General features: G+C 71.7%; 24 protein-coding genes. 10 read left to right on the forward strand and 14 right to left on the reverse strand.

Annotation, left to right across the window (positions count from 1 at the left end; all coding sequences use genetic code 11):
* Positions 1-7: 7 nt before the first annotated feature.
* Genes AAIB33_RS02070 through AAIB33_RS02090 form a run of 5 tightly spaced genes read right to left on the reverse strand, consistent with a single transcriptional unit; the run spans position 8 to position 5,721 of the window.
* A complete protein-coding gene (locus AAIB33_RS02070) occupies positions 8-1,309 on the reverse strand; it encodes a DUF58 domain-containing protein (protein WP_345801915.1) in 1,302 nt (433 codons plus the stop codon).
* A 2-nt stretch (positions 1,310-1,311) separates the two neighbouring features.
* Positions 1,312-2,277: a MoxR family ATPase gene (locus AAIB33_RS02075; RefSeq protein WP_345801916.1), complete on the reverse strand. Its 966-nt coding sequence runs from the start codon at positions 2,275-2,277 to the stop codon at positions 1,312-1,314.
* Positions 2,274-3,479, reverse strand: coding sequence for a DUF4350 domain-containing protein (locus tag AAIB33_RS02080; protein WP_345801917.1), 1,206 nt, complete (start codon positions 3,477-3,479; stop codon positions 2,274-2,276). Before AAIB33_RS02080 ends, AAIB33_RS02075 begins: the two co-directional genes overlap by 4 nt.
* A complete protein-coding gene (locus tag AAIB33_RS02085) occupies positions 3,476-4,147 on the reverse strand; it encodes a DUF4129 domain-containing protein (RefSeq protein ID WP_345801918.1) in 672 nt (223 codons plus the stop codon). Before AAIB33_RS02085 ends, AAIB33_RS02080 begins: the two co-directional genes overlap by 4 nt.
* Positions 4,138-5,721 (reverse strand): glycerophosphoryl diester phosphodiesterase membrane domain-containing protein, encoded by a 1,584-nt coding sequence (locus tag AAIB33_RS02090; protein WP_345801919.1) that lies wholly within the window; start codon positions 5,719-5,721, stop codon positions 4,138-4,140. The genes AAIB33_RS02085 and AAIB33_RS02090 overlap by 10 nt, the downstream gene beginning before the upstream one ends.
* Positions 5,722-5,956: 235 nt before the next feature.
* Between AAIB33_RS02090 and mtrA the strand changes: the two genes are divergently transcribed.
* The 5 genes from mtrA (at position 5,957) to raiA (ending at position 11,600) form a co-directional block, all read left to right on the forward strand.
* Positions 5,957-6,637: an MtrAB system response regulator MtrA gene (gene mtrA, locus AAIB33_RS02095; protein WP_345801920.1), complete on the forward strand. Its 681-nt coding sequence runs from the start codon at positions 5,957-5,959 to the stop codon at positions 6,635-6,637.
* A gap of 7 nt (positions 6,638-6,644) precedes the next feature.
* Positions 6,645-8,372: an MtrAB system histidine kinase MtrB gene (gene mtrB / locus AAIB33_RS02100; protein WP_345801921.1), complete on the forward strand. Its 1,728-nt coding sequence runs from the start codon at positions 6,645-6,647 to the stop codon at positions 8,370-8,372.
* Complete coding sequence (locus tag AAIB33_RS02105; protein WP_345801922.1) at positions 8,372-10,045, forward strand: LpqB family beta-propeller domain-containing protein; 1,674 nt, start codon at positions 8,372-8,374, stop codon at positions 10,043-10,045. The genes mtrB and AAIB33_RS02105 overlap by 1 nt, the downstream gene beginning before the upstream one ends.
* 132 nt (positions 10,046-10,177) lie before the next feature.
* On the forward strand, positions 10,178-10,852 hold the full coding sequence (locus AAIB33_RS02110) for a phosphoribosyltransferase family protein (protein WP_345801923.1): 675 nt from the start codon (positions 10,178-10,180) through the stop codon (positions 10,850-10,852).
* A gap of 88 nt (positions 10,853-10,940) precedes the next feature.
* Positions 10,941-11,600 carry a ribosome-associated translation inhibitor RaiA gene (raiA, locus tag AAIB33_RS02115; RefSeq protein WP_345801924.1) on the forward strand — a complete coding sequence of 220 codons (660 nt, stop codon included), beginning with the start codon at positions 10,941-10,943 and terminating at the stop codon, positions 11,598-11,600.
* 62 nt (positions 11,601-11,662) lie between these two features.
* Here the strand turns inward: raiA and AAIB33_RS02120 are convergent, their stop codons facing one another.
* Positions 11,663-13,030 (reverse strand): hypothetical protein, encoded by a 1,368-nt coding sequence (locus AAIB33_RS02120; protein WP_345801925.1) that lies wholly within the window; start codon positions 13,028-13,030, stop codon positions 11,663-11,665.
* 222 nt (positions 13,031-13,252) lie between these two features.
* Between AAIB33_RS02120 and AAIB33_RS02125 the strand changes: the two genes are divergently transcribed.
* Positions 13,253-14,959, forward strand: coding sequence for a SulP family inorganic anion transporter (locus AAIB33_RS02125; protein WP_345801926.1), 1,707 nt, complete (start codon positions 13,253-13,255; stop codon positions 14,957-14,959).
* On the opposite strand, the gene AAIB33_RS02130 is transcribed toward AAIB33_RS02125, so the two are convergent.
* On the reverse strand, positions 14,960-15,562 hold the full coding sequence (locus tag AAIB33_RS02130; protein WP_345801927.1) for a PadR family transcriptional regulator: 603 nt from the start codon (positions 15,560-15,562) through the stop codon (positions 14,960-14,962).
* Between the two features lie 217 nt (positions 15,563-15,779).
* Here AAIB33_RS02130 and secA point away from each other — a divergent pair, with 217 nt between their 5' ends.
* From secA to AAIB33_RS02145, 3 genes are all read left to right on the forward strand, one after another.
* Positions 15,780-18,614, forward strand: a complete 2,835-nt coding sequence (gene secA / locus AAIB33_RS02135) for a preprotein translocase subunit SecA (protein WP_345801928.1) — start codon at positions 15,780-15,782, stop codon at positions 18,612-18,614.
* A gap of 104 nt (positions 18,615-18,718) precedes the next feature.
* Entirely contained in the window at positions 18,719-19,954 is a 1,236-nt protein-coding gene (locus tag AAIB33_RS02140) for a pyridoxal phosphate-dependent aminotransferase (protein WP_345801929.1), read from the forward strand.
* A 117-nt stretch (positions 19,955-20,071) separates the two neighbouring features.
* Positions 20,072-20,425 carry a hypothetical protein gene (locus AAIB33_RS02145; protein ID WP_345801930.1) on the forward strand — a complete coding sequence of 118 codons (354 nt, stop codon included), beginning with the start codon at positions 20,072-20,074 and terminating at the stop codon, positions 20,423-20,425.
* 73 nt (positions 20,426-20,498) lie between these two features.
* Here AAIB33_RS02145 and AAIB33_RS02150 read toward each other — a convergent pair whose 3' ends face one another.
* The 4 genes from AAIB33_RS02150 to AAIB33_RS02165 all read right to left on the reverse strand — a co-directional run bounded on the left by AAIB33_RS02150 (position 20,499) and on the right by AAIB33_RS02165 (position 22,830).
* Positions 20,499-20,927: an Rv3235 family protein gene (locus AAIB33_RS02150; RefSeq protein WP_345801931.1), complete on the reverse strand. Its 429-nt coding sequence runs from the start codon at positions 20,925-20,927 to the stop codon at positions 20,499-20,501.
* Between the two features lie 291 nt (positions 20,928-21,218).
* Entirely contained in the window at positions 21,219-22,232 is a 1,014-nt protein-coding gene (locus tag AAIB33_RS02155; RefSeq protein ID WP_345801932.1) for a hypothetical protein, read from the reverse strand.
* Positions 22,229-22,531, reverse strand: a complete 303-nt coding sequence (locus AAIB33_RS02160; protein WP_345801933.1) for a hypothetical protein — start codon at positions 22,529-22,531, stop codon at positions 22,229-22,231. The genes AAIB33_RS02155 and AAIB33_RS02160 overlap by 4 nt, the downstream gene beginning before the upstream one ends.
* Complete coding sequence (locus tag AAIB33_RS02165; protein ID WP_345801934.1) at positions 22,528-22,830, reverse strand: hypothetical protein; 303 nt, start codon at positions 22,828-22,830, stop codon at positions 22,528-22,530. Before AAIB33_RS02165 ends, AAIB33_RS02160 begins: the two co-directional genes overlap by 4 nt.
* A gap of 150 nt (positions 22,831-22,980) precedes the next feature.
* Here AAIB33_RS02165 and AAIB33_RS02170 point away from each other — a divergent pair, with 150 nt between their 5' ends.
* Complete coding sequence (locus tag AAIB33_RS02170; RefSeq protein WP_345801935.1) at positions 22,981-23,187, forward strand: hypothetical protein; 207 nt, start codon at positions 22,981-22,983, stop codon at positions 23,185-23,187.
* Positions 23,188-23,335: 148 nt separating this feature from the next.
* Here the strand turns inward: AAIB33_RS02170 and AAIB33_RS02175 are convergent, their stop codons facing one another.
* Genes AAIB33_RS02175 through AAIB33_RS02185 form a run of 3 tightly spaced genes read right to left on the reverse strand, consistent with a single transcriptional unit; the run spans position 23,336 to position 25,286 of the window.
* Positions 23,336-24,610, reverse strand: coding sequence for an AAA family ATPase (locus AAIB33_RS02175; protein WP_345801936.1), 1,275 nt, complete (start codon positions 24,608-24,610; stop codon positions 23,336-23,338).
* Positions 24,607-24,957 (reverse strand): hypothetical protein, encoded by a 351-nt coding sequence (locus AAIB33_RS02180; RefSeq protein WP_345801937.1) that lies wholly within the window; start codon positions 24,955-24,957, stop codon positions 24,607-24,609. The genes AAIB33_RS02175 and AAIB33_RS02180 overlap by 4 nt, the downstream gene beginning before the upstream one ends.
* Positions 24,954-25,286, reverse strand: a complete 333-nt coding sequence (locus AAIB33_RS02185; protein WP_345801938.1) for a hypothetical protein — start codon at positions 25,284-25,286, stop codon at positions 24,954-24,956. The genes AAIB33_RS02180 and AAIB33_RS02185 overlap by 4 nt, the downstream gene beginning before the upstream one ends.
* Positions 25,287-25,575: the final 289 nt, after the last annotated feature.

Raw genomic sequence — 25,575 nt, forward strand, 5'->3', positions numbered from 1 at the left:
GCGCGCGTCAGAGTCGTCCGGCCGCCTTGAGGGCGAGATAGCGGTCGGCGATGCGCGGCGGAAGATCGTCGGGGGAGGCCGCGATGGCCTCGGCGCCGGCTCTCGCGATCGCACCCGCGACAGCGGCCGCATCCCGCTCGGTGCGCGCGGCGGCCGCCTCCCGGTAGACCTCGGCGGCATCGGGACGGGGAGCGACCGCAAGCGGCTCGTCGGTCGCTGTGCCCACGAGCACATGTGCGCGATGGGCGAGGGCCGGAAGCGACCCGAGGAAGCCGCGCGCGGCCTCGGCAGCATCCTGAGCCGTCAGGAGCACGACGAGCGACGGCCGCGACGTGAGGGCGCGCACCTGCGCGAAGGCCGCGTCCCAGTCGGTGTCGATGAGCTGCGGCTCGACGGGCGCCATGGCGTCGACGAGCGCAGGGAGGAGCGCCGGCCCGTCGACCCGGGTGACCCGCGCGCGGATGATGCGGTCGAACATCAGGAGGTGCGTGTGGTCCCCCGCACGGTTCGCGAGGGCCGCGAGGAGGAGCGCCGCCTCCATCGCGGCATCCAGTCGCACGCCGTCGCCGACCCGCGCCGCTGCCGTGCGTCCGGTGTCGACGACGATGACGACGTGCCGGTCGCGCTCGGGGCGCCACGTGCGGAGCATCGTCGTGCTCGACCGCGCCGTCGCCCGCCAGTCGATCGAGCGCACGTCGTCGCCGCGCACGTACTCGCGGAGGCTGTCGAACTCGGTCCCCTGTCCGCGCACCTGCACGCTCGTCGACCCGTCGAGCTCGCGAAGCCGCGCGAGGCGAGAGGGCAGGTGCCGGCGAGCGGTGAACGGCGGGAGCACGCGCAGCGCGCCCGCCTCGTCGAGGCGCGCCTGGCGTCCGGCGAGCCGAAGAGGTCCGTCCGACCGCACGACGACGAACTCCGACCGCAGCTCGCCCCGGCGGCGGGGGAGGAGCGGCACGACGAGCCGACGTCGCTCTCCCGGCGGAATGTCGAGCGCAAGGCGCGCGAGCGGGGCGCCGGCGGTCGGCTGCCACGCGTCGCGCACCCGCCCCCGGATCACGCGACGGCCCGAGTTCAGGAGAGACAGCTCCGTCTCGACGCGCTGGCCGAGGAGCGCCCGCCGGGGGATGCGCCGCTCGACGCGGAGCACCGACGGCGAGGCCGCGGCCGCGGCATCCATGAGCGCGAGAGCCAGGGACAGCACGACCCAGCCCGCAGCGACGGCCCACGCGTCGACCCCCGCGAGCGAGAGCAGCACGACCGGCACGACGCCGAAGGCGACGAGGAGGGGCAGGCGGCCGGTGACGTACACGGTCAGATGGGCACGCGGGTCTGCTGGACGACCGACGCCAGCACGGCGTCCACCGACACGCCTTCGAGCTCGGCATCGGGTCGCAGCCGGATGCGGTGACGCCAGGTCGGCACGAGCATCGTCTGGACGTGGTCGGGCGTGATCGCGGGGTAGCCGCCGAGCCAGGCCCACGCCTTCGCGGCGGCGAGCAGGGCCGTCGCCGCGCGGGGGCTGACCCCGACCTGCACCGACGGGCTGCGGCGGGTGGCCTGCGCGAGGTCGACGACGTAGCCCAGCACGTCATCGGCGACCGTGACGGATGCCGCGGCCCGCTGCGCCGCCCGGATCTCCTCGGCCGAGACGACCCGCGCGAGTCCCGCCGCCGCGAGGTCGCGAGGGTCGAACCCGCTCGCATGCCGGCGGAGCACGGCGAGCTCGGCGTCACGCGGCGGCACGTCGACGATGAGCTTGAGGAGGAAGCGGTCGAGCTGCGCCTCGGGCAGCGTGTACGTGCCCTCGTGCTCGATGGGGTTCTGCGTCGCCGCGACGAGGAACGGGTCGGGGAGGGGACGCGTCACGCCGTCCGTCGAGACCTGGCGCTCCTCCATGGCCTCGAGGAGTGCGGCCTGCGTCTTGGGCGGTGTGCGGTTGATCTCGTCGGCGAGCACGATGTTGGTGAAGACCGGGCCCTCGCGGAACTCGAACTCTCCCGCCTTCGCGTCGTAGATGAGCGAACCCGACACATCGCCCGGCATGAGGTCGGGTGTGAACTGGATGCGCTTGGTGTCGAGCCCCAGGGCCGTCGAGAAGGCGCGGACGAGGAGGGTCTTCGCGACACCCGGCACGCCCTCGAGCAGCACGTGGCCCCGCGAGAGGAGGGCGATGAGCAGCCCCGTCACGGTGCCGTCCTGCCCGACGACGGCTTTGCCGACCTCGAGCCGCACGCGGTTCATCGCGTCGCGCAGCTGATCGGGGGAGGGGTCGGTCATGACGTGTTCCTTTCCGGGCGGACGGTCTGCGTAACCGCCTCCTCGAGATGGCGGAGCCGGTCGCGGAGCGCGACCAGCTGTGCGTCGGTGGCGGGCAGGTCGTCGATCAGGATGCCGCGCACGGCGCGGCGGTCCCAGGCGAGGCGGTCGGCGGCGGCGTCCGCGATCTCGGCGGCGCTCGCCGCGGGCCCGAGTCCGAGCACGCGGCCGAGGCGGCCCAGCGCGCCGATCCGGAGCTGATCCGCGGCGTGCACGGTGTCGCGGGAACGTGCGTAGAGCCGCGCACGTCCTTCGGTCGTCTCCGACGCCCGCACCGTGACCGGCAGGCGCTCGGCCACGAGCGAGCCGAAGCGGCGTCCGCGCCAGACGGCGGCGGCGATCGCTGCGACGAGCAGCAGGGCGAGGGCGGGGCTGACCCACGGCGGCGTCAGGTCGCCGAGGGTCGGATCGCCGTTCGCGAGGTCGGTCTCGCCGACGCCCGGCATGTACCAGACGATGCGCGAATGGCGCCCCATGAGGTTGACCGCGAGGGCGGCATTGCCGTCGTCGGCGAGCACCTCATTCACGAAGAGCGAGCGGGCGTCGATGGCCGCGACGCGATGCCCGCGGTCGTCGAGCACGAGGAGCGCGTGCCCGTCGCTCGACGGGTAGCACGCGGATACGGCGTCGCCCGCGCTGTAGACGGCGCCCGCCACGATCGCGCCCGAACGCTGCGCCTCGGAGACGTCGCAGTCCGGTGCGACGGCGGCGTCGGTGCCGAAGCCGGCGGGCGCGGACCCGGGCAGCAGCAAGCGCAGCGTGCGGGCGCGGGGTGCGAGCAGCACGACGTCGGCGGCGTCTTCGGCGAGATTCGCGACGGCGGCATCGGACAGCGCGGGGGCGTCGGGCATGACGAGGGTGGCGGCGGAGCCGGCGAGCGCGTCGCGGGCGGCGTTGCGGTCGCGGACGACCTCGACGGCGATCCCGTGGTCGCGGAGGATCTGGGCGAGGGCCATCGTGCCGTCGGGTCCCGCCGACTCCGGGTCGAGGGCCGAGCGCTCGGCCCACTGCGAGATCCCCGCGAGCACGGCCCCCACGCCGCCGACGAGCACGAGCACGACGGCGATCGCGATCCAGCCGCCGATGCGCCGTCGCCGCGTCGATCGCCCGGGCGACGCGGTTCGGGATGCCGCGTCCGCCCGCCGCGGAGGAGCCGCCGTCATCGCGCCTCCGCGAGGAGGGGGCGGGCGCCCGCGACGGCGGCGTCGACGGCCGCGACGCGGCGGTAGAGCTCGGCGGTGCCGGGGCGCCGGAGGTACCGCACGTCGTCGAACGCGCCCGCGGCTTCCTCGAGGTCGATCGCGGAGGCCGGGAAGGCGCGGGCCGCCTGCCGGGCGAAGCCGTGCACGGTCGCCCCCGGCGGGGTCTCGACGACTCCGCGCTCGGCGAGTCCGCGCGCGAGCGCGCGGAACCGCAGCACGATCGCGGCATCCCACTCGCCGCGGGACGCGTGCGCCTCAGCGGCCGCTCGCAGCTCGGCCGCCGGCCGCCCCTCGGACTCGCCGAAGAGCTCGGCGACGGCGATGCGCGAGCGATGCGTCGCGCGCGGCACGCCCCACACGAGGAACGCGGCGAGGATGAGGATCGCGACGATGACGGCCGCCACGATCGCGAAGGTCGACCCCCACCCGCCCGTCAGCTCGGTGGAGAAGAGCTGCGAGAAGAAGTCGCCGACGGCGCGGGCGACACGGTCGAAGAGGGTCGGCTCCGCCTGCGCGTAGACGGGCTTGGCGAGCTCCTCCTCGGCCCACCGCCGGGCTTCGTCGCCGTCGGGCGTGAGCGGCGGCACCGTGTCGGCGAGGAGCTCGATCGACGTCGACGTCAGCGCCACGGCGACTCTCGGTCGGATCCGTCAGCCGGCTCGCCGGGCGCTGCCCACCGGGTGGGCTCGGGCGCCGGCATCGCGGGGGCGGGATCGGCGTCGGCCGTTGGCTGCGGCTGCTGTGACGGGAGGTGGCCCGGCTGCACCTGCGGATCGGCCGGGTACGCGGGAGCGCGGGGCGGGTACGACGGCTGCCCTTGGGGGTGGACCGGCTGAGCGTACTGCGGGGTCGGCACATGAGCGGGTGGCTGGGGATGGACAGGCTGAGCGTAGGGAGAGACCGGCGCCTGCGGATACGGCTGCTGCTGCCCGTACCCGGCCGGATAGCCCTGAGTCGGATAACCCTGAGCCGGGTAGCCCTGAGTCGGGTAGCCCTGCCCTGGGTAGTCCTGAGTCGGGTAGCCCTGAGCCGGGTAGGCCTGCCCTGGGTAGCCCTGCCCCAGATACGCCCCCCGCCCGCCGAACTGGGGATACCCCGCCGGCGCGTACCCGGCGGGTGCGTACCCCGCCGGCCCGTAGACGGGAGCGGCCCAGCGCGGTCCGATGGCGCGGCCGACCCCCTCGAGATAGGGGTCGGGGAGCCCCTGGGCCCCGGCATCCCGTCTCTCGACATACGCGAGCAGATCGAGGTCGAGCCCTTCGTGCCGCATGCGGCAGTCGATATAGATGAGGGCTGCCGCCGTCGACTGCACGACGGTCGCGACCGCCTGGATGAGCAGCGTCACGGCCTGCGCGAGGAGGCTCGTCGAGATGATCGAGATGATCTGGGTGGCCGTCGCGTCGCCCGTCGGCGCCAGGATCGTCGAGAGTCCCGCCCCGAGGAAGGAGAACGGGATGCTGACGACCTGCGCGATGCCGCCGAAGATGAGGTTGATCAGCACCAGGATGCCGAGCGCGGGCCAGAACCGGCCGCGCGTCAGGCGCCACGACCGGGCGATGGCCGTGCCGACGCGGGCGCGCTCGAGGATGATCGCCGAGGGCGTGAGCAGGAGCTTGACCGAGAGCCAGAGGATGACGGGGAGCGCCGCGACCACGAGGAGCACGCCGAGCGCCGCCGCCGCGGGAGCCGCGACGAGGGCGAGCGCGAAGATGCCGAGCCCGACGACCGCGAACGCCGCGATCGTGGCGCCCAGGAGCAGCAGCGCGTAGCCGATGAGGCGCCAGACGACCGGCTTGACCTGGCGCCACAGCGCGCCGAGCGTGAGCTTCTCGGCGACGGCCGCGTGTGCGACCTCGGTCACGACGACGCCCTGCACGATGACGCCCAGCGCGCCCGCGGCGAGACCCAGCACCACGCCGACCACCGCGGTGAGGGCGATCGAGCCGGCCATGACCGCGTCGTAGTCGTCGGTGCCGTACTGCAGGGTCTCGAGACGGGAGAACGACGCCCACCCGACGGCGCCGACGGCGACGATGACCACGACGTACGCGATCGCCTGCACGCACAGTGCGAAGCCGAGCAGGACGCGCGGGTTCTGACGGAGCGCCGTGAACGAGCGGCCGAGGATCGTGCCGAACGTCAGCGGGCGCAGCGGGATGACGCCCGGGCGGGAAGCCGGCGTCCATGCCGGGTACGCGGTCACAGCTCCTCCTCCTGCGCTCTCCCGGTGGTCGGGGCTGGCCGGCGGGCGGCCCACGGCGGGGGTCGGGCAGATCCCTATCGTGTCACACCCCACCGACGCGCTCGGCGGCTGCACAGGCCGCGTCGACGCCTCCTTCAGGCGGCGTCGACTAATCTTTGGTTCAGTGCGCCTGGGGAGGGCTGCGGGCTGTGCCCGCCATCGGCCCGGGGCCAACAGATAAGGACGAACGCGCGCGATGAGTTCACGCATCCTGGTGGTCGACGACGACACCGCCCTCGCCGAGATGATCGGCATCGTGCTGCGCACGGAAGGCTTCGACACCGTCTTCTGCGCGGACGGCGCGAAGGCCGTCGACGCGTGGCGCTCGGAGCGCCCCGACCTCATGCTCCTCGACCTCATGCTGCCCGGCATGGACGGCATCGAGATCTGCACGCGCGTGCGCGCCGAGAGCGGCATCCCGATCATCATGCTGACGGCGCGGACCGACACCGCCGACGTCGTCAAGGGCCTCGAGTCGGGCGCGGACGACTACATCGTCAAGCCGTTCAACCCCAAGGAGCTCGTCGCCCGCATCCGCACGCGCCTGCGCCCGGCGGCGCAGCCCGCCGGCGACACCCTCCGCATCGGCGACCTCACGGTCGACGTGGCCGCGCACGAGGTGCGTCGCGGCGACAGCCCCATCTCGCTCACGCCGCTCGAGTTCGAGCTGCTCGTCGCGCTCGCGTCGAAGCCGCAACAGGTGTTCTCCCGCGAGATGCTGCTCGAGCAGGTGTGGGGCTACCACTACAAGGCCGACACGCGGCTCGTGAACGTGCACGTGCAGCGCCTGCGCGCCAAGGTCGAGCTCGACCCCGACAACCCCAAGATCGTCACGACGGTCCGCGGAGTGGGCTACCGGGCCGGCGCGGTCGTGTGAGGTCCGTGTGACGGCGGCGCAGACCGGCGCGGTCGGCTCCTCCCGGAGGCAGTCGGCGGGATGGCGCGACTGGCGGCGCTGGCCCGACGAGCTCGCGCGCCTCTGGCGCCGGTCGCTGCGGTTCCGGATCGTCCTCATCACACTTGCGCTGACGGCGGCGGCCGTGCTCGTCGCGTGCGTGTGGATGGCGCTCGTCATCCAGAACGACCTGTTCGACTCGCGACGCACGCAGGTGCTCACCGATGCGCGGCGCGCAACGGTGGCGGCGCAGGAGACCCTCGACAACGCCGCCGTGCAGGCCGGCGACACGGCGCAGCTGCAGAGCCTCATGAACAGCGTCCGCGCCATCCTGATCCAGCAGTCCTCGACCGACATGATCGCGGCGTTCCGCGTCGACCGCACGGCGACGCAGGCGCCGCAGGACTTCACGGTCGGCGGCTTCGACGAGACCCTCGTGACGGCGGGGATGCGGGCGGCCGTGCGCTCCAACTCCGAGCCGCAGTGGTGGCAGTCGGTGGGCCTCGCGACCGACGAGGGCGGCACGATGCCGGGCATCGTCGTCGGCCAGCAGCTCGTGCTGCCCGACGTCGGCGCGTACGAGCTGTACTTCGCCTACGACCTCGCGAGCGCCGACCAGACGCTGGGCTTCATCCAGGGCATCCTCTGGGTCGTCGGCATCGGGCTCGTCGTGCTGATCGGCGGCATCGCCTGGTTCGTGCTGCGCTCCGTGACGACCCCGATCGCCGAGGCGGCCGAGACGAGCGAGAAGCTGGCCGCGGGCGAGCTCACGGTGCGGCTCCCCGTGCACGGCGAGGACGAGCTCGCGACGCTCGGCCGCTCGTTCAACGCGATGGCCGACAGCATCGAGTCGCAGATCAAGGAGCTGGCCGACCTCTCGCTCGTGCAGCAGCGCTTCGTCTCCGACGTCTCGCACGAGCTCCGCACGCCGCTCACGACGATCCGGCTCGCCGCCGACATGATCAACGACCAGCGCGATGAGTTCGACCCCGCCACCGCCCGCGCGGCGGAGCTGCTCAACGCGCAGGTGCAGCGGTTCGAGACGCTCCTCACCGACCTGCTCGAGATCAGCCGCTACGACGCCGGGTCCGTGCAGCTCGAGCTCGAGCCGACGAGCCTCGCTCATCTCGCCGAGGACGTCATCGCCTCCATGCACCAGCTCGCGGAGCAGCACGGCACCGACGTGCGGCTCGTCGCGCCCGGCGGGTACTCGCCCGTCGACATGGACCCGCGGCGCATCCGCCGCATCGTCCGCAACCTCCTCGGCAACGCGATCGAGCACGGCGAGCACCGGCCGATCGTCGTCACGGTCGACAGCGACCAGCAGGCCGTCGCCCTCGGCGTGCGCGACTTCGGCCTCGGCATGCGGCCCGAGGAGGTCGAGCACGTGTTCGACCGGTTCTGGAGAGCCGACCCCTCGCGCACCCGCACGATCGGCGGCACGGGCCTCGGCCTGTCGATCGCGCTCGGCGATGCACGCCTGCACGGCGGCGAGCTCACGGTGTGGTCCGAGTACGGCCACGGCTCCAACTTCGTGCTGACCCTGCCGCGCGGAGCACGGCCCGTGTCGGGATCCTCGCCGATCCGCACGGAGCCGGTCGACGAGACGCCCGACGAGTTCGGGCGCACGGAGCCCATCCAGGTCCCGGCGCCCTCGGCCACGGGCGACGCGCGGGAGCGCGGCGGCGCCGCGTCGGCACGGGGAGGCGCGTCGTGATGCGCCGGTTCCTCGCCGCGGCCGTGTCCGCGGTCGTCCTCGCGCTCGCGGGGTGCGCCGGGCTCCCGACGGCGGGCTACGTGCAGCCGGGCCTTCCGGCCGATGCGGATGCCGGAAGCCCCGACTTCGCCCTCCTCCCCGACAGCCCCCAGCCCGGCGCGTCGCCGCAGGAGATCGTCGACGGCTTCATCCGCGCCGGCACAGGCCCGGGGACCGACGGCACGTGGGCCGTCGCCCGTGAGTACCTGACGTCCGAAGAGGCCCACAAGTGGGATCCGACGGCGCTCGTGACGATCGATGAGCCCGGCGTGCGGCAGTTCTCCTCGTCCACCGAGGACCAGGTCTCCATGACGGTCACCCCGGTCGCCCGCATCGACGAGATCGGCTCCTACTCGGCGGCCGACGAGGTGTCCACGACCCTGCCGTTCCAGCTCAAGAAGCAGAGCGACGGGGAGTGGCGCATCAGCGACGCGCCGGACGGGCTCGTGCTCGACACGTCCCAGTTCGCGAACGTGTTCCGGCGCTACTCGCTGATGTACTTCGACCCGACGTGGCAGTTCCTCGTGCCCGATCTGCGGTGGTTCCCGGCGACGAACGCGCCGACCTACATCGCGACGGCGCTCGTCAACGGCCCGAAATCTCCCTGGCTCGAATCCTCTGTCGAGTCGGCCTTCCCCGAGGACGTGCGGATGCGGCCCTCCGTGCCCGTCGACAGCGGTGTCGCGCAGGTCGAGCTGTCCACGACGGCGATCGAGCTCGACGCCGACACCCTGTCCCGCATGCAGGCCCAGCTCGCCGAGAGCCTCAAGACGGCGAGCGGCGTCGCCGACGTGCAGATGTCGGCGGGCACGACGCCGCTCGAGGTCGAGGCCGCCCCCACGCGATCGACGCGGGTCAGCAATCAGGCTCTCGTGCTCAACGCCGACGGCTTCGGCTTCCTGACGGGCAACCGCATCGAGCCGATCCCGGGGCTGAGCCAGGCGATGGCCAAGGTCGATCCCATCGGCATCCAGCTCTCGCCCGAGCGCGACTTCGCCTCGGTGCGCGTCGCGAGCGGCGCCGTCGCCCGCGTGCAGGCCGACGACGAGGTGCTCGTCGTCGACGAGAGGCCGAGCCTCATCGACCCGACGCTCGATCCGTCCGGCTACACGTGGAGTGTGCCGTCCGATGCGCCCGGGGCGCTCGCCGCCTTCGCGCCGGGGAGCCAGCGCATCGACATCGCGGAGGCCTGGCCCGAGGCCACGCAGGTCAGCGCCATGGCGATGTCCCGCGACGGCACGCGGCTCGCCGCCGTCGTCACATCCGGCGGGCGGGCGATGGTGTGGGTCTCGGGAGTCGTGCGCGACCAGACGGGAGTGCCGTCGGCCCTCGGCGAGCCGCTCCTGCTGCAGGTGCTCTCCGGACCGGGGCTGTCGGTCTCCTGGCTCGACGACACGACGGTCGGCGTGCTCGCCCGCGCCGACGACGAGACGCAGGTCGTCGAGCTCACGGTCGGCGGGCCGTCGGCGACGACGCCCGCCCCCGACGGCGCGGCCCAGTTGGCAGGTGCCAACAGCGGCAACATGCGGGTCAAGGGCGCCGCGGGCGCGCTGTACTCGAAGCGCGGCTCCACGTGGCCGCAGACGGCCATCGACATCTCGGTGCTCGCGACGCAGCAGGGCTCGCCCCGCTGACGACTCGGTTTCCCGAGGGGAGGGATGCCTCGGCCCCGCGTCTTCTCCTCCCCAGGCAGGCGACGGGTGCCGTCCGTCCACACAGCGCGATCTCGGCACCGGCGCGCGAGGAGTCCCGACCAAGGTGGACGCATGCCCGCCGCGACCGCCCTCGTCCGCTCGGCGCTCGCCGACGCACTGACCCTGCTGCTCCCGGTCGACTGCGCGGGGTGCGGTGAGCCCGACACGACGCTGTGCGCGGCCTGTCTCGCGGCCCTGCGGCCGGCGCCGCGGCGGCGACTCCTCGAACCGGGGCTCGAGGTGTGGAGCGGGCTCGTCTTCGACGGCGCCCCCGCACGTGTCATCCGTGGACTGAAGGAGGAGGGCCGCACCGGACTTGCGCGGGCGCTCGCACCGGCGCTCGCCGCAGCGGTCAGGTCGGCGGCGGGCTCCGGCCGGGTCGTCGCCGTCCCCGTGCCGACCTCGCGGGCCGCGTTCCGGCGGCGCGGCTATCGGGTGCCCGACCTCGTCGCGCGCCGGGCCGGACTGGACGTCGCGACGATCCTCGCGGCGGCGCGCCGCACGGCCGACCAGCGCGGCCTCGACCGCGATGCCCGGAGGCGCAACGTCGCCGGATCGCTCGTCGCGCGAGGGGATCGGCATTCCCTCCGCGCCGTCGTCGTCGACGACGTCGTCACGACCGGTGCGACCCTCGTCGAGGCCGCACGGGCGCTGCGCGCGGCGGGAGTGGAGGTCGTGGGGGCCGCCGTCGTCGCCGCGACGCCTCGCGTATCAGGCCCAGGGAAGACTCTCGAAACTGATAGGTGACAGGCACGTGGCGCGCGGCTACCGTGGGGGTGACAAGGCGACTGAAGGTCCGCCCTTGGCCGGGTGGACCGGAACAAGGAGGTCAAGGATGGAAACCAGCATCGTCGGCGTGGGAGTGGGGATCACAGATCGCTTCCGCTCGGTCGTCGAAGAGAAGGCCACCCGCATCGAGCACCTCGCTCCGCGCGCACAGCGCGTCGATGTCAAGGTCACGCATCGTGCGTACCACAACGGACGAATGGAAGACGACACCGTCGAGCTGACGCTGACCGGCAAGGGACCCCTGGTCCGTGCCGAAGCGACGGACGGCGACAAGTTCGCCGCCCTCGACCTCGCGGTCGACAAGCTGTGCGAGCAGCTGCGCCGCGCGAAGGACAAGCGGGTCGACTCCCGCAACCACCCCCGGGGCGCCAAGTTCGAGAAGGGCAGCGGCTCTCTCGAGGGCATCGACGTGCAGCCCGCCTCGGTCGACGTCATCCGGGCCGTCGCCACCGGCGAGATCCCGATCATCACGGGCAACGAGGACGAAGAGGACTACACGCCCGTCGTCATCCGCACGAAGCAGTTCAGCGCGGAGTGGATGACCGTCGAGGACGCCGTCGACCGCATGGAGCTGGTCGGCCATGACTTCTTCCTCTTCATCGACGCGCGCAGCGACCACCCCAGCGTCGTGTACCGCCGCAAGGGCTGGGACTACGGCGTGATCTCGCTGTCGACGCTCGCGGCGCCGACCGAGTTAGCCTCGTAAGCTTCGACAGCAGAGGGGATGCCGCGGCTCGCGGCATCCCCTCTGCTTGTTCGTGGAAGAGCTCAGTCGAACATGCCGTCGAGGAGGCTGCCGATCACGAGACCGCCGAGCACGCCGCCCATGACGCCGTCCATGCCGCCGCCGCGCGAAGTGCCCCAGCCGGGCTGAGGCCGGCCCCACGCGCCGTTGCCGGGCTCGCCCCAGCCCTGCGGGCGGTACGCCTCGATGTCGCGCTGCGCGAGCTGCAGGCCCTCGCTCGCGAGGAACGCCGAGCGGCGGGCGATGGCGAGCGCCTGCTCGCGCTGGTCCTCCGGGATGCTCGTCGCCGCAGCCGCCGACGTCCCGAGGAAGCGGTCGAGGTCGAGCCGCACGCGCTCCGCCTCGGCGAGCCGGGTGCGGGCGTCGGCTCCGATCCAGCCGCGGTGACCCGCGATGACGTCTCGCGCGACCGCGAGCTGACGATCGGCGTCGTCGATCGCGTTGCGGACGTGGGCGAAGTCGGGGATCGGGTGCGCGGCGCGCTCGACGGCGGCCGCGATCGCGGCATCCAGTCCCGCGTTCGCCTCCCGCAGCCGGGTGAGCTGTGCGAACGGGTCGGTGTTGACACCCGCGGCGGGCAGTGCGGCCAGAGCAGCCTCGAGCTCACGCATCGCGTCGAGCACCGCCGGCACCTGCGGCGCCTGGCGGGCCGCCACGAGATCGCCGCGCGAGTCCTCGACGACGGCGGCGAGGGTGGACTCGGCGCGCAGCGCCTCGACCTCGAACGTCTCGACGGCCTCGAGGAGGGTGCCGGCGCGGCGCACCGCCTCGGTCGAGGCCTCGAGCGCGAGGTTGGCCTGCTCGCGCTGCCCCGCGTCGCGCCGACGCTCCGACACGCTCGCGCTGTGCTCGGCGAAGCCCAGCAGCTGTTCGGCCTCGGCGGGGCTCGCCGCGATGCCGGCGAGGGCCTCCGCGGAGTAGCGGGCGCTCAGCCGCGTCAGCGTCTCGCGCGCCTGGGGGAGGAGTGCGCGGAGGCGCGCGGCATCCGCCCGCACTCCCGCGATGATCTCCGGCGCCCGCCGGGCGCGGGCGATGCGGGCCGCGAGAGCCTCGGTGCGGTCGTCGAGGAGGTCCTCCGCCCAGTCGCACAGCTGCGCGATCCGCGCGTGGCGGGTGCGCAGCTCCTCGGGGGTGTCGGGGATCTCGTCGTGGTTGAGCTGGTTGAGGTGGAACGCCTCGCCGAGGTGCTGACGCACGGCGTCGAGGGCGTCCCGGAGGTCTTTCGTCGCGTCGGGGCCGAGCTCGGCCTCGGCGAACACGAGCTCGTCGGCGGTCACGCGGATGCGCTCGTCCGCCTCGACGATGGCGGTCTGCGCGCGCCGGGCGAGCTCGGCATCCTGGGCGTCCAGCTCGTCACGATCGCGCTTGCGTCTGCCCCAGAATCCGGCCATGCCTCCAGCCTACGGTCGCCTGACCGAGGGGATGCCGGGAGTCCGGCCACACCCGCGACGGGTGATATGCGCGTGTCACCCCTGGCGCGCGGGCGCCGTCGTGGAAAAGAATGTGGCCCAGAGTCATCCGCCGCTCGTCCGCGCGCGCCGGATCGCTCGATCCTCGTCACGAGGACCTCGCCGGGCGCTCGCACCGCCCCTCGCCGAATCGGAGGCGCTCTGATGCCATTCCCGAAAGCCCTCGTCCCCGTCGCCCTCCGCGACTACCAGCGCGCATGGCTCGGTCGCGATCTGCTCGCGGGCGTCACGCTCGCCGCGGTCGCGATCCCCGAGGTGATGGGGTACACCTCGATCGCGCAGACGCCCGTCGTGACAGGTCTCTACACGATCCTCCTGCCGCTCCTCGCGTTCGCCCTGCTCGGCTCGTCGAAGCTGCTCGTCGTCGGCGGCGACTCCGCCACGGCGGCGATCCTCGCGGCGGGCCTGGCGGGAGCGGGCATCGCGGGGCTGCAGCCGGAGTCGCCGCAGTGGGTCGCGCTCTGCGGGCTCACGGCGCTCATGACGGGAGTCATCCTCCTCATCGCCCGGCTGCTGCGGCTCGGGTTCCTGGGCGACTTCCTCTCGGCATCCGTCCTCATCGGCTTCCTCACCGGTGTCGGCATCCAGGTGGCGACGGGGCAGATCCCCGACATCCTGGGCGTCCCCAAGGGCACCGGCGGCTGGTTCGAGCAGCAGTGGTCGTGGATCACCTCGCTCGGGCAGGTCTCGTGGCCGACGCTCGCCTACGGCCTCGGCACGATCGCGATCATCTTCATCTTCAAGCTCTTCATCCCGAAGATCCCCGGCGCCATCGTCGCCGTGGTCGGTCTCCTGACGGTCGCGACCTTGACGGACGCCTCCTCCTACGGCGTGGCCGTCATCGGCGCGATCAAGGGCGGCCTCCCGCCGATCGGACTCCCGCAGGGGCTCGAGTGGAGCGATGTGGGCGCGCTCGTCCCGACGGCCTTCGCGTGCTTCTTCATCGTCATCGCGCAGAGCGCGGCGACCTCGCGCAGCTTCGCACTCAAGCACGGCGACCGCGCCGACGTGAACCGCGACATCGTGGGTCTATCCGCCGCGAACCTCGCCGCGGGCCTGAGCGGCACGTTCGTCGTCAACGGCTCGCCGACGAAGACCCAGATCCTCGACGGCGTGAAGGGCCGCACGCAGGTCGCGAACCTCGTCGTGGTCGCGGTGACGCTCATCGTCCTGCTGTTCCTCACGGGCCTGCTCACCGACCTGCCGAAGGCGGTGCTCGCGGGTGTCGTCTTCGTCATCGGCATCGAGCTCATCGACATCAAGGGGCTCGCGCGCGTGTCGCGCCGGCGCCCGCGCGAGCTCGTCATTGCGATCATCACGGCCGCGACGGTCGTCATCGTCGGCGTCGGCGCCGGCATCGTCCTGGCGCTCGTCCTGTCGCTCCTCGACGTGATCGAGCGCCAGTACAAGGCGCGTGCGCTCGTGCTCGAGCCCAAGCCCGACGGGGGCTACGAGTACGGCGCGGCCGCGGCGGGTGCGCAGAGCGCTCCCGGGCTCATCGTGTTCCGCTTCGACGCCGACCTCTTCTTCGCCAACGCGAGCGGGTTCACCGACCGGGTCGAGGCCGTCGTCGCGGCCGCCCCCTCGCCTGTCAGGTGGTTCATCCTCGACTGCTCGGGGATCTCCGATGTCGACTACTCCGCGGGCCAGAGCCTCGCGGACGTCACCGATTACCTGCACAAGCGCGGCATCCACCTGATCCTCGCCCGGCCCGAGGCGGATCTCCTCGAGATCCTCGAGAAGTACGACCTGATGGACCGCATCACGCCCGACCACGTCTTCGACGATCTCGACACAGCGGTCGCCGCTTTCGGCGACTCGGCGACGGAGAAGCCCGCGCCCTCGTCCTGATCAGCCGGCGGCGACGGCCGCGTCACGCGCCGGGCGGCCCCGCTTGGGCCGCTCGGTCGACAGCTCCAGAGCGAGGGCATGCTCGGGATGCTGCGCCAGCCGCTCCTCCACGCGGTCGAGCCAGCGCAGCTCGGCCTCCACGGCGAAGACCCGGGCGTCGGCGACGACGGCGCGCGCGAGCTCTTCCGCATCGGTCGCCCGCCCCGGCACGATCTCGTCGGCGGCCTCCTCGAGGAGGGCCAGCGAGGCCGCGCGCTGGGTGCGGATGACCTCGGCCACCTCCACGCCGGGGAGCGTCGCCGCGACAGCGATCTTCATCGCGAGCTCGTCGCGCCCCGTCGTGGTCCGCGCCACGGGCGAGTCGAGCCAGCGGCGCACGTCGGCCCTGCCGGCATCCGTGATCTCCCAGTAGACATGCCCCTGATCGTCGGATCCGCTGTTGCGGGCGAGTCCGTCGCGCTCGAGCCGGTCGAGGGTGTTGTAGATCTGGCCGACGTTGAGCGGCCGCAGGGCGCCGGTGCGCCGGTCGAACTCCGCGCGCAGCTGGTAGCCGTAGCACGGTCCCTGATCCAGGATCGCGAGCAGACTCTGACGCACCGACATGGCAGCTCCCTCTGCATACCGGGTATGCAGTTCGAGCCTAGGGAGCGGAGGGGGAGAGAGAGGGATGCCTCGCCGGGCCGGCGGCCCTCCCCAGGTCGCGGCATCCACAGCACTCTCAAGGTCACGGGCGGATAACATGGGCAGGTATGCCTGGGGGCAGTGCGTCCCCGGCGGCAGCGGCGCCCAGGGCGTCGACCCGACAGATGGAGACACTTCCGTGGCCAACCCTCTCGAGAAACTGCTTCGTGCCGGCGAGGGCCGCATCCTCCGACGGCTGCAGCAGGTCGTGAAGGCCGTGAACGCCCTCGAAGAGGACTACTCGCACCTCACCGACGAGGAGCTGCGCGGCGAGACCGCCGAACTGCGCGCCCGCTACCAGGCCGGGGCGACGCTCGACCAGCTCATGCCCGAGGCGTTCGCCGCCGTCCGCGAGGCGGCCAAGCGCACGGTCGGCCAGCGCCACTACGACGTGCAGATCATGGGCGGCGCGGCGCTGCACCTCGGCAACATCGCCGAGATGCGCACCGGTGAGGGCAAGACCCTCGTCGCGACGCTCCCCGCCTACCTCAACGCGATCGCCGGCGAAGGCGTGCACGTCATCACCGTCAACGACTTCCTCGCGAGCTACCAGGCCGACCTCATGGGCCGCATCTATCGCGCGCTCGGCATGACGACCGGCACGATCGTCGCGGGGCAGACCCCGGCCGTCCGCCGCGAGCAGTACAACGCCGACATCACCTACGGCACGAACAACGAGTTCGGCTTCGACTACCTGCGCGACAACATGGCGTGGCGCAAGGAAGACCTCGTGCAGCGCGGCCACTTCTACGCCATCGTCGACGAGGTCGACTCCATCCTCATCGACGAGGCCCGCACGCCGCTCATCATCTCGGGTCCGTCGTCGGGTGAGGCGAACCGCTGGTTCGTCGAGTTCGCCAAGATCGCCAAGACCCTCGAGGTGGGCGTCGACTACGAGGTCGACGAGAAGAAGCGCACGATCGGCGTGCTGGAGCCGGGCATCGAGAAGGTCGAGGACTACCTCGGCATCGACAACCTCTACGAGTCGGCCAACACTCCGCTCATCTCGTTCCTCAACAACTCGATCAAGGCGCTCGCGCTGTTCAAGCGCGACACGGACTACGTCGTCATGAACGACGAGGTCATGATCGTCGACGAGCACACCGGCCGCATCCTCGTCGGACGCCGCTACAACGAGGGCATCCACCAGGCCATCGAGGCCAAGGAGGCCGTTCCGGTCAAGGCCGAGAACCAGACCCTGGCGACCGTCACGCTGCAGAACTACTTCCGCCTGTACGACAAGCTCGCCGGCATGACCGGTACCGCCGAGACCGAGGCGGCCGAGTTCATGTCGACCTACAAGCTCGGCGTCGTGCCGATCCCCACGAACAAGCCGATGATCCGCAAGGACCAGCCCGACCTCGTCTACAAGAACGAGCAGGCGAAGTTCGCGCAGGTCGTGGAGGACATCGCCGAGCGCCACGCCTCCGGCCAGCCCGTCCTCGTCGGCACCGTCAGCGTCGAGAAGAGCGAGTACCTCTCGCGCCTGCTCGCGAAGAAGGGCATCAAGCACGAGGTCCTCAATGCGAAGAACCACGCGCGCGAGGCCGAGATCGTCGCCCGCGCCGGCCGACTCGGAGCCGTCACGGTCGCCACCAACATGGCCGGCCGCGGCACCGACATCATGCTCGGCGGCAACGCCGAGTTCCTCGCCGTGCAGGAGATGAAGGCGAAGGGCCTCGACACCGTCGAGACGCCCGAGGAGTACGAGGCCGAGTGGGACGGCGTCTACGAGGCGATGCGCAACCGCGTCGCCGAGGAGGCGGCCACCGTCGTCGAGGCCGGCGGCCTGTACGTGCTCGGCACCGAGCGCCACGAGTCGCGCCGCATCGACAACCAGCTGCGCGGTCGCTCCGGCCGTCAGGGCGACCCCGGCGAGAGCCGCTTCTACCTGTCGCTCACCGACGACCTCATGCGCCTGTTCCAGTCCGGCGCCGCCGAGGCGATCCTCGCGCGCACGAACTTCCCCGACGACGTCGCGATCGAGTCGTCGATGGTCTCGCGCGCCATCAAGAGCGCCCAGTCGCAGGTGGAGGCGCGCAACGCCGAGATCCGCAAGAACGTCCTCAAGTACGACGACGTCCTCAACCGTCAGCGCGAGGCGATCTACTCCGACCGTCGCCACATCCTGCAGGGCGACGACATCGCCGACCGGGTGCAGCACTTCATCGAGGACGCGATCGAGGCCGTCATCGACGACCACACGTCGACCGGCCACACCGAGAGCTGGGACTTCGACGCGCTCTGGACCGAGCTCAAGACGCTGTACCCCGTCTCCGTCACGATCGACGAGGTCGTCGCCGAGGCCGGCACCAAGGGCCGCATCACCCCCGACGGGCTCAAGCGCGAGCTGCTCTCCGACGCCCGCATCGCCTACGACAAGCGTCAGGAGACGCTCGGCGAGGCGGCGACGCGCGAGCTCGAGCGCCGCGTCGTGCTCCAGGTGCTCGACCGCCGCTGGCGCGACCACCTCTACGAGATGGACTACCTCAAGGACGGCATCGGCCTGCGTGCCATGGCCCAGCGCGACCCGCTCATCGAGTACCAGCGCGAGGGCTACCAGATGTTCCAGGCGATGATGGGGCAGATCAAGGAGGAGTCGGTCGGCTACCTCTACAACCTCGAGGTCGAGGTGCGCCGCGCCGAGGGCGAGACCGAGGTCGACGCGAAGGGCCTGGGCGCCACCCCCATCGAGGGTCAGCGCCTGGAGTACTCCGCCGCGAACGACGCCGGCGAGGTCGAGGTGCGCAACGACCGCGGCCAGGTGCAGCAGTCCGCGACGAACCGCCTGCGCCAGGCCGCTGCGGCGGCCGCGGCATCCTCTCAGCCCGCCGAGGCTCCCGCGGCTGCGGCGCCCATCGCGACGCGCACGGCGGAGGCCCCGCGCGGCTCGTTCGGCCAGCGCACCGACGGCGCGCCCGCCGGACAGGCTCCGCTCAACCGCGCGCAGCGCCGTCAGCAGCAGAAGAAGTGACGCGAACCGGGCCGACGCTGAGGCGTCGGCCCGGGTTCTCGTTGGCCGGGCCCAAGGCCACCCGTCGTCGGGTGGCCTGGAGCAGCCACGGCTATCCTGATCCGATGAGCACGACCGCGCCCCTGAGAACGCTCGACCAGTCGAGCAAGCTGAAGAACGTCCTCTACGAGATCCGCGGCCAGGCACTCGTCGAGGCGGATCGGCTCGAGTCCGAGGGCCACACGATCCTCAAGCTCAACACGGGGAACCCCGCCGCGTTCGGCTTCGAGGCGCCCTTCCAGATCGTGCGCGACATGATCGAGGCGATCCCGCAGGCGCACGGCTACAGCGAGAGCCGCGGCATCGCCTCCGCCCGCCGCGCGGTCGTCTACCGCTACGAGCAGGTCGCCGGCTTCCCGAAGGTGCATCCGGACGACGTGTACCTCGGCAACGGCGTCTCCGAGCTCATCACGATGACGATGCAGGCGCTCCTCGACGAGGGCGACGAAGTGCTCATCCCCGCGCCCGACTACCCGCTGTGGACCGCGATGACGAGCCTCGGGGGCGGCACGCCCGTGCACTACATCTGCGACGAGGCGAACGAGTGGCAGCCCGACCTCGAGGACATCCGCTCGAAGGTGACGTCTCGCACGAAGGCCATCGTCGTCATCAACCCGAACAACCCCACGGGCGCGGTCTACACCCGTGAGGTGCTCGAGGGCATCGCCGACATCGCCCGAGAGCACTCGCTGCTGATCCTCTCCGACGAGATCTACGACCGCATCCTCTTCGACGGTGCGCAGCACATCCCGATGGCGACGATCGCGCCCGACCTCCTGTGCCTGACCTTCAACGGGCTGTCCAAGACCTACCGCGTCGCGGGCTACCGGTCGGGCTGGCTCGTCATCACGGGTCCGAAGGCGCACGCCTCCGGGTTCCTCGAGGGCATCACGCTCCTCGCATCCACTCGCCTGTGCCCCAACGTGCCGGCGCAGCACGCAGTGCAGGCGGCGCTGTCGGGGGTGCAGTCGATCGACGCGCTGATCGCCCCCAGCGGGCGGCTTCACGAGCAGCGGGATGCCGCGTGGGAGGGCCTCGAGCAGATTCCGGGCGTCTCGTGCGTGCGGCCGCAGGGAGCTCTGTACGCGTTCCCCCGGCTCGACCCGGAGGTGTACGACATCCGCGACGACCAGAAGCTCGTGCTCGACTTCCTCATGGCGGAGCACGTGCTGCTGGTTCCCGGGACGGGCTTCAACTGGGCCACACCGGATCACCTGCGCATCGTGACGCTGCCCGAGGCGCGCGTGCTCACCGAGGCCGTCGAGCGACTGGGCAACTTCCTCTCGTCGTACAAGCAGTGACGCGGGGGAGGAGCCGGGCTCACGCGCCGGGAGGCGTGTGACGGCGACCCGGCGGTGCCGACGGCCCGAACTCGTCAACCCCTCGTACCGAGCGGTGGTGCGGCCTAGCCTGTGGGCATGTCCATCGAGCTGAACAGACCCGCACTGGAGAACGCGCGCAAGCTGGTGCGCGACGGCAGAGTCGTGCGCGATGAGCGCGACGACTGGTCGGAGGCGGCGCCGACGGCCGACGAGGAGAACGCCTTCATCGAGCGCGAGGGCTGGACCGAGTACTCGCACTGGCACCTCGGCATCGACAAGAGCGAGAACCGCGAGACGAAGGGCGCCTACTCGTTCCCGTTCGGCGACTTCCGCAGGGTGCACCGCGGCGGCGTGATCGCCGGCGAGAGCCGGGCGGGGCAGTACGACCACAGCGAGATCCGAGACGCGCTGAAGAAGCTTCTCGACCTGATCGACGCCGACGAGGACTGAGCGACGTCAGCGACGTCGACGAGAACTGAGCGAGCCGGCCACGACGCTGGAGCCGACCCGCCGATCCGGGGGTCTAGAGGAGGGCGAGCGAGGTCGCGCGCCAGCGCCCGTCCATGCCTTCGAGTCGCACCGCGACCGCCCGCGTGCGCGCGGGGCTCGCGACGACGATGACGGCCTCGACGACCCCGTCCGCCGGTGCCGAATGGCGCACGGAGAGGATCGAATGCACGGGCCGCTTCGCGGGCACGCCCCGGGCGCTGCGGGCGCGCGCCGCGAGGTTGGAGCGGACGACGAGCTTGCGGAACGCGTCCTCCGTGACCCAGCGGGCCAGCTGCTCGACTTCGCGGACGCCGGAGAAGACTTCGAGCACTCCACGCGTGAGGTTCTGCAGGAAGGGCTCGGGGTCGGGAAGCTGAGTCGCCGACGTGCGCTGTGGCGCGAAGAAGTCGGACAGCTCGTAGACGTCGGGGTGGCGGGGGTGGACCGCAGGCATCATCGCCATGTAAGGCCTTATCTCGTCGGGGGGAACGATCTGCCGGAAATTACAACACATTCCGCCCTCACAGGAAAATCCCAGCCAGGAGGGTGTGGATAACTCTGTCCGGTTGTCCGAGGGGTGCCCTAGCCTCGCCTGGTGCGGTGGGACCGGTTCCTCAAACCCATAATTCGGACATATTTAAAGCAGCGATTTTTCGCGGATTCCGATCCTAGGCGTCTCGGGCGGTCTGGCACGCCTCGAAATGGGCGGCCGACCGGCCGACGCGACCGCCGAGAAGCGCCGACCGGCCGGGGCTCAGACGTCGGCCGTCAGGCCCTCGCGGCCCATCAGCTGCTCGCGCAGCGCGTCGCGGGTCGAGTCCGCGATGAAGCCCCACGGCTCGGCGCACGGCTTCACGCGACGGTGCCCGGGCTGCGCGTTCACCGCCGCCCACGCGCGCAGTCCGTGCAGCTGGATCAGGCCGCCGAGGTCGTCGCCGCCGCCCGTGAACTTGACGCCGGGGACACCGAGCGCGGCCACCAGAGAGAACTCGAGTGCGGTCCTCCCGAGGGCTCCCGCCGAGTCGACGGCCTCCGCGCAGAGGGTGCACAGATGCCCGCGCAGCGGCTCGGGACCGAACCCGCCGACCGAGGACGGGCGCACCGAGGCCGCGCGCCACTCGCCGCCGTCGATCCACGAGACGCCGCAGAACATGCACCCGCCCGAGGGGTCAGGGCAGGGAATGCGAGGACGCAGGCCCGCCCGCGCGAGCATCCACCGGCCGTAGGCCTCGCGCAGCCCGAGCCGCGCCGTCGTGTCGACGTGCAGCCAGGGCTCGACGGCACAGCTGCCCTCCTGAGCGCCCGCCTCGATCACCGGCGCGAACCGCGCCATCCAGCGCACCGCCGAGCCCTCGGCCATGAGCAGATTGATCGCGGCGAGCACGGCCTGATCGCTCAGCGCGGGGGTCAGGTCGGCAGTGCGTCCGAGCACAGCGAGCGCGTCGAGCACCTGGGCGATGCGGTGCAGGCCGGTGCTCTCCGCGCCGCTCAACCGCTGAATCCGAGGGTGGGCCTTGAGGACTTCCCGGGCGCTCTCGTCGCGCGCCGTGCAGACCTCGCACAGACCCATCCGCACGACGTACATCGCCCCCGAGGGGCGCGGGGCGTTCCCGCCCGGAAACCCGCCGCCGATCTTCGCGATCACCTGGTACTCGCGGGCGGCGTCGATCGGGGTCGGGACCGCCACGCCGCACCGCTCGCACGCATATTCGCCGGGCTTGAGCGACGTCAGCCCGAGGGGCCGCAGCGCGCCGCCGCCGCCGCTCATGACGTGTGCCCCGCTCCCGCGTACCTCCGTCGTCGTGGAGGGCTCGCGGGCTCGGGGTCGGGCTCGGGGTGGGGCAGCAACTTCGCTGCCGCGACCCTCCTGCCGCAGCACGCGCGGAGGCCTGCCGGATTGGTGCAGTACTCCCCGGCCGGGGCGTGTCCTGCGGGGCAGGGAATCGTCAGGGCGCGCTCCAGCACGCTCTCGCGGTGCAGGCGGGCGGTCAGCATCTCCCGGGCCTTCTGCTCGGCCTGGGCGCTGCGCACAGCTTCGGCGCGCGCAGCGAGGTCGCTGTCGATCATGGTGTCTCCCTCGGGGTCGGGTACGGCAGCACCCAGCGGAATGGCGGGTCGGCGGCAGCACGCTCGCTCATCGGCATGAGTCGCTGGGCGTGGATCGTGTGCGCTTGCATCAGCGCCTGCTCGGCGCGGGCGAACTGGCGCGGCGTCAGCCCGACCGCCTCGGCGGCACGCGCCCGCGAGCGCACGAGGGTTCGGCCGGTGATGCCGGGGCGGGCGTTGGCGTCGAGCCATGCAAGGAGGCGGGCGGCGTCATCGGGGATGCGCGCTCTGTCGGCGTCGGTCAGCGGGCGCTTGCTCATGGCAGGCGGCGTCTCTCGCTCGTGGACGTCCGGCCCTTCGATGCCCCGCTCGCAACACGGGGCGCCAGCACTCGTCGCGCTTCCTTGGTGCAAAGCGTAGTACGTATGCCCCCCAGGGGTATTCTTTGGGCACACGGCGAAGGAGAAGCCATGACGACAACCACCCCCGAGCGACCGACGACCGCTCTCACAGCCGCAGGCGGTCCCTCGCGCTCGGCGCTCGCGACGCGCTCGCTCCGCGCCGCCGAACGACTCCGCGAACAGGGCCGCTCCGATGAGTACCGCGCCGCCCTCGCGCAGCACTTCGCCGAGTTCGTCGCTCCGTCCCGACGCGCCTGCCCCGTTCGCCTCGCCTGAGCGGTGTCCAGTGTCCCGCGGTGTCCTTTCGCTCTCGGACACTGGACACGACCGGCCCCGGCGCGGTGTCCGGTGTCCGGTGTCCTATAGGGATCGGTGTCCCTTGGACACCGGACACCCCTATAGGCACACCGTGACACGTGGACACCTACGAGCCGGTGCCACCGGAGTCGTGGTCGCTGAGGTCGATGACGATGGAGTCGGGTGCGGATGACGTCGCAGCACGCCACCAGCGACGCATGCCCTCGACGCGAACCTCTGCGCGGCCCGTCTCGCGCAGCCTCTCCAGAGCCAGCCTGTTGAACTGACCGTGCCTGCCCTTGCCGGTGAGGTCTGTCTGACCCACCCACTCGGTTGTCGCCTCGGTGAGCTTCGCCAGCATCCGCACGGCGGCGTCCTCGACGTGATCGTGCGCGGTCGCCTCGGGCTTGATCGTCGCCGTCGGCTTGGCGATCGTCAGGCGTCCCTCGTCGTCCACGCGCACCCGCGTTTCCGGCATCGCGACGCCGCCGACGCGGGCGAGCACCGACAGGTCCCGCCTCGACTTCGGATCGTCGGGGCGCGCCGTCGTGTATGACCAGACCCCATCCGGCCCCGCCATCGCGGCGGTGGCGTTGAACAGATGGCGCGTCCCCGCGGCGTTGTGCCCGGTGGCGATCGCGTTGGGGATGTCGGCGGACTTCATCAGCCGCTTGAATGCTCCGTACCACTCGCCGTAGCGGTCGGGCCCGCCGAGGATCGCGGTCACGCCGTCCACGATGACGACCGCGGGCGTCCAGAAGTCCTCGCCCCAGCAGTCGTTGCACTGGACGAACTCGCGTTCCCACTCATCGAAGTTCGCGGGGTTCGTGAGGTCGAACTGCCCCGGCCCGCCGAGCTCGTCCAGGTGATAGACGTTCAGGAACATCTCGTGCGGGTCGATCCCCGCCGCGAGCAGCGCATTCTCGAAGTCCTCAGCCGGTGTCTCCGCGTTGATGACGACGATCCCGCGCTGCCGCTCCTCCTCGGTGAGCGTCACCCCGAACCGACCCAGAAACGGACGCTCCGGGACCAGTAGCGAGGCCACGAGATCAGCGACGAGTGTCGTCTTCCCCGCCTTGTATGCACCGCCGATCATCGGGTACGTGCCCCACGGCCACAGATCCTCGATCAGGAACCGACGCCCCTCCGACCCGCTGAGATGCCGCAGCCCTTCGGGGACGCGCATCGTCCCGGCGCCCTTGTCGAGCAGCATCGAGCGCATCCATCGCGCCTGACGCTCAGCCATCGGCTGGCCGTTGAGGTGGAACGAGCCCTCGGTGACGATGCGATCGGCCACGACGAGCTGGTCGGCGCTCATGTCCTCGCGGTACTCCCACTCCGAGGGGTCGATCCACTGGCTCTCGTACTCGATCCAGAGCCCGCGGCGCTCCGTCGTCGTCATGCGCTCGCCTCCGTCCGCTCGGGGTGCGCCGCGATCCACGCCTCAAGCTCCGCGTGCGCGCGCCGCATCACCTGGGCCTCGGTCATCCCGGCTCTCAGGGCGACTTCCTCGGGGCTCAGCGGCAGGCTGCGCCGCCGCACGCCGCAGTAGCAGGCATCCGAGCAGAACCGCTTGTTGTCCCGAGGGACCGGAGCGCCGCAGCGCTCGCACGTCCTCACGGCGGCGATGGTGGGGGGAGGGGGAGGAACGGTCACCGGACCGAGAAGGGCCGCAATGCGGCTGATCTGGGTGTTGGTGAGGGGAGGGAGTGAGGCGGCGACCTCCTGCGGCGTGCGCGGGGCGCTCACTGGGCGGCCTCGACCGGAAGCGGGACGATGCGGCCGTGCTTGCCCCGGCGCCGGCCGTCGCGCATCTCGGAGCGAGGGCGAGCGGCCAGGGCCAGCTCGATCTCTTCGATCGAGTAGTAGAGCCGATTGTCTGCGCCACGGAACGCGGTGATGTACCCGCGTTCGTGCCAGTTCTCGACGGTTCTCTCGCTGACGGCGAAGTGCTTCGCCGTCTCGCCGAGCCTGCGATAGCGCGCGGCAGCGCGGCGTTCAGCGCGGTTCGAGCCCGACACGTCGGGGTCGGTGATGGGGTTGATGTAGACCGGAATGCGGTCGCGGATGACGAACACAAGCGTGCCCTTCGATTGAAAGGACACACGCCCGATGTGGACTCGTTACGGCACCTGCCGGTCGTAGCCTGCCCTTGGGTCAGGTCTGCGCCGGGGTCTTACCGTCCCGCCGCGCTACGTGGCGACGGGCTCGCTTGCTCGTGTGTGAGAGCCTCCAGCCCGCCCCGGTGGGCGGTGCTTTCGGCTGCTCCAATTTTATCGGAGTGCGCGAATGCCTACTAGGGCATCCTGCCCGCATTCTGAGGGCGACAGAGGCCCGAATACGGGCACGATGCCCTAGTACGCATTC

This window comes from Microbacterium sp. AZCO (genome assembly GCF_039614715.1).
GTDB lineage: Bacteria > Actinomycetota > Actinomycetes > Actinomycetales > Microbacteriaceae > Microbacterium.

Excerpts from the sequence above, each read along its gene's own strand:
- AAIB33_RS02075 (WP_345801916.1), bottom strand. The coding sequence starts at position 2,277 with ATGACCGACCCCTCCCCCGATCAGCTGCGCGACGCGATGAACCGCGTG.
- AAIB33_RS02080 (WP_345801917.1), bottom strand. The coding sequence starts at position 3,479 with ATGACGGCGGCTCCTCCGCGGCGGGCGGACGCGGCATCCCGAACCGCG.
- mtrA (WP_345801920.1), top strand. The coding sequence starts at position 5,957 with ATGAGTTCACGCATCCTGGTGGTCGACGACGACACCGCCCTCGCCGAG.
- AAIB33_RS02105 (WP_345801922.1), top strand. The coding sequence starts at position 8,372 with ATGCGCCGGTTCCTCGCCGCGGCCGTGTCCGCGGTCGTCCTCGCGCTC.
- AAIB33_RS02110 (WP_345801923.1), top strand. The coding sequence starts at position 10,178 with ATGCCCGCCGCGACCGCCCTCGTCCGCTCGGCGCTCGCCGACGCACTG.
- raiA (WP_345801924.1), top strand. The coding sequence starts at position 10,941 with ATGGAAACCAGCATCGTCGGCGTGGGAGTGGGGATCACAGATCGCTTC.
- AAIB33_RS02120 (WP_345801925.1), bottom strand. The coding sequence starts at position 13,030 with ATGGCCGGATTCTGGGGCAGACGCAAGCGCGATCGTGACGAGCTGGAC.
- AAIB33_RS02125 (WP_345801926.1), top strand. The coding sequence starts at position 13,253 with ATGCCATTCCCGAAAGCCCTCGTCCCCGTCGCCCTCCGCGACTACCAG.
- AAIB33_RS02130 (WP_345801927.1), bottom strand. The coding sequence starts at position 15,562 with ATGTCGGTGCGTCAGAGTCTGCTCGCGATCCTGGATCAGGGACCGTGC.
- AAIB33_RS02140 (WP_345801929.1), top strand. The coding sequence starts at position 18,719 with ATGAGCACGACCGCGCCCCTGAGAACGCTCGACCAGTCGAGCAAGCTG.
- AAIB33_RS02145 (WP_345801930.1), top strand. The coding sequence starts at position 20,072 with ATGTCCATCGAGCTGAACAGACCCGCACTGGAGAACGCGCGCAAGCTG.
- AAIB33_RS02150 (WP_345801931.1), bottom strand. The coding sequence starts at position 20,927 with ATGGCGATGATGCCTGCGGTCCACCCCCGCCACCCCGACGTCTACGAG.
- AAIB33_RS02155 (WP_345801932.1), bottom strand. The coding sequence starts at position 22,232 with ATGAGCGGCGGCGGCGGCGCGCTGCGGCCCCTCGGGCTGACGTCGCTC.
- AAIB33_RS02160 (WP_345801933.1), bottom strand. The coding sequence starts at position 22,531 with ATGATCGACAGCGACCTCGCTGCGCGCGCCGAAGCTGTGCGCAGCGCC.
- AAIB33_RS02165 (WP_345801934.1), bottom strand. The coding sequence starts at position 22,830 with ATGAGCAAGCGCCCGCTGACCGACGCCGACAGAGCGCGCATCCCCGAT.
- AAIB33_RS02170 (WP_345801935.1), top strand. The coding sequence starts at position 22,981 with ATGACGACAACCACCCCCGAGCGACCGACGACCGCTCTCACAGCCGCA.
- AAIB33_RS02175 (WP_345801936.1), bottom strand. The coding sequence starts at position 24,610 with ATGACGACGACGGAGCGCCGCGGGCTCTGGATCGAGTACGAGAGCCAG.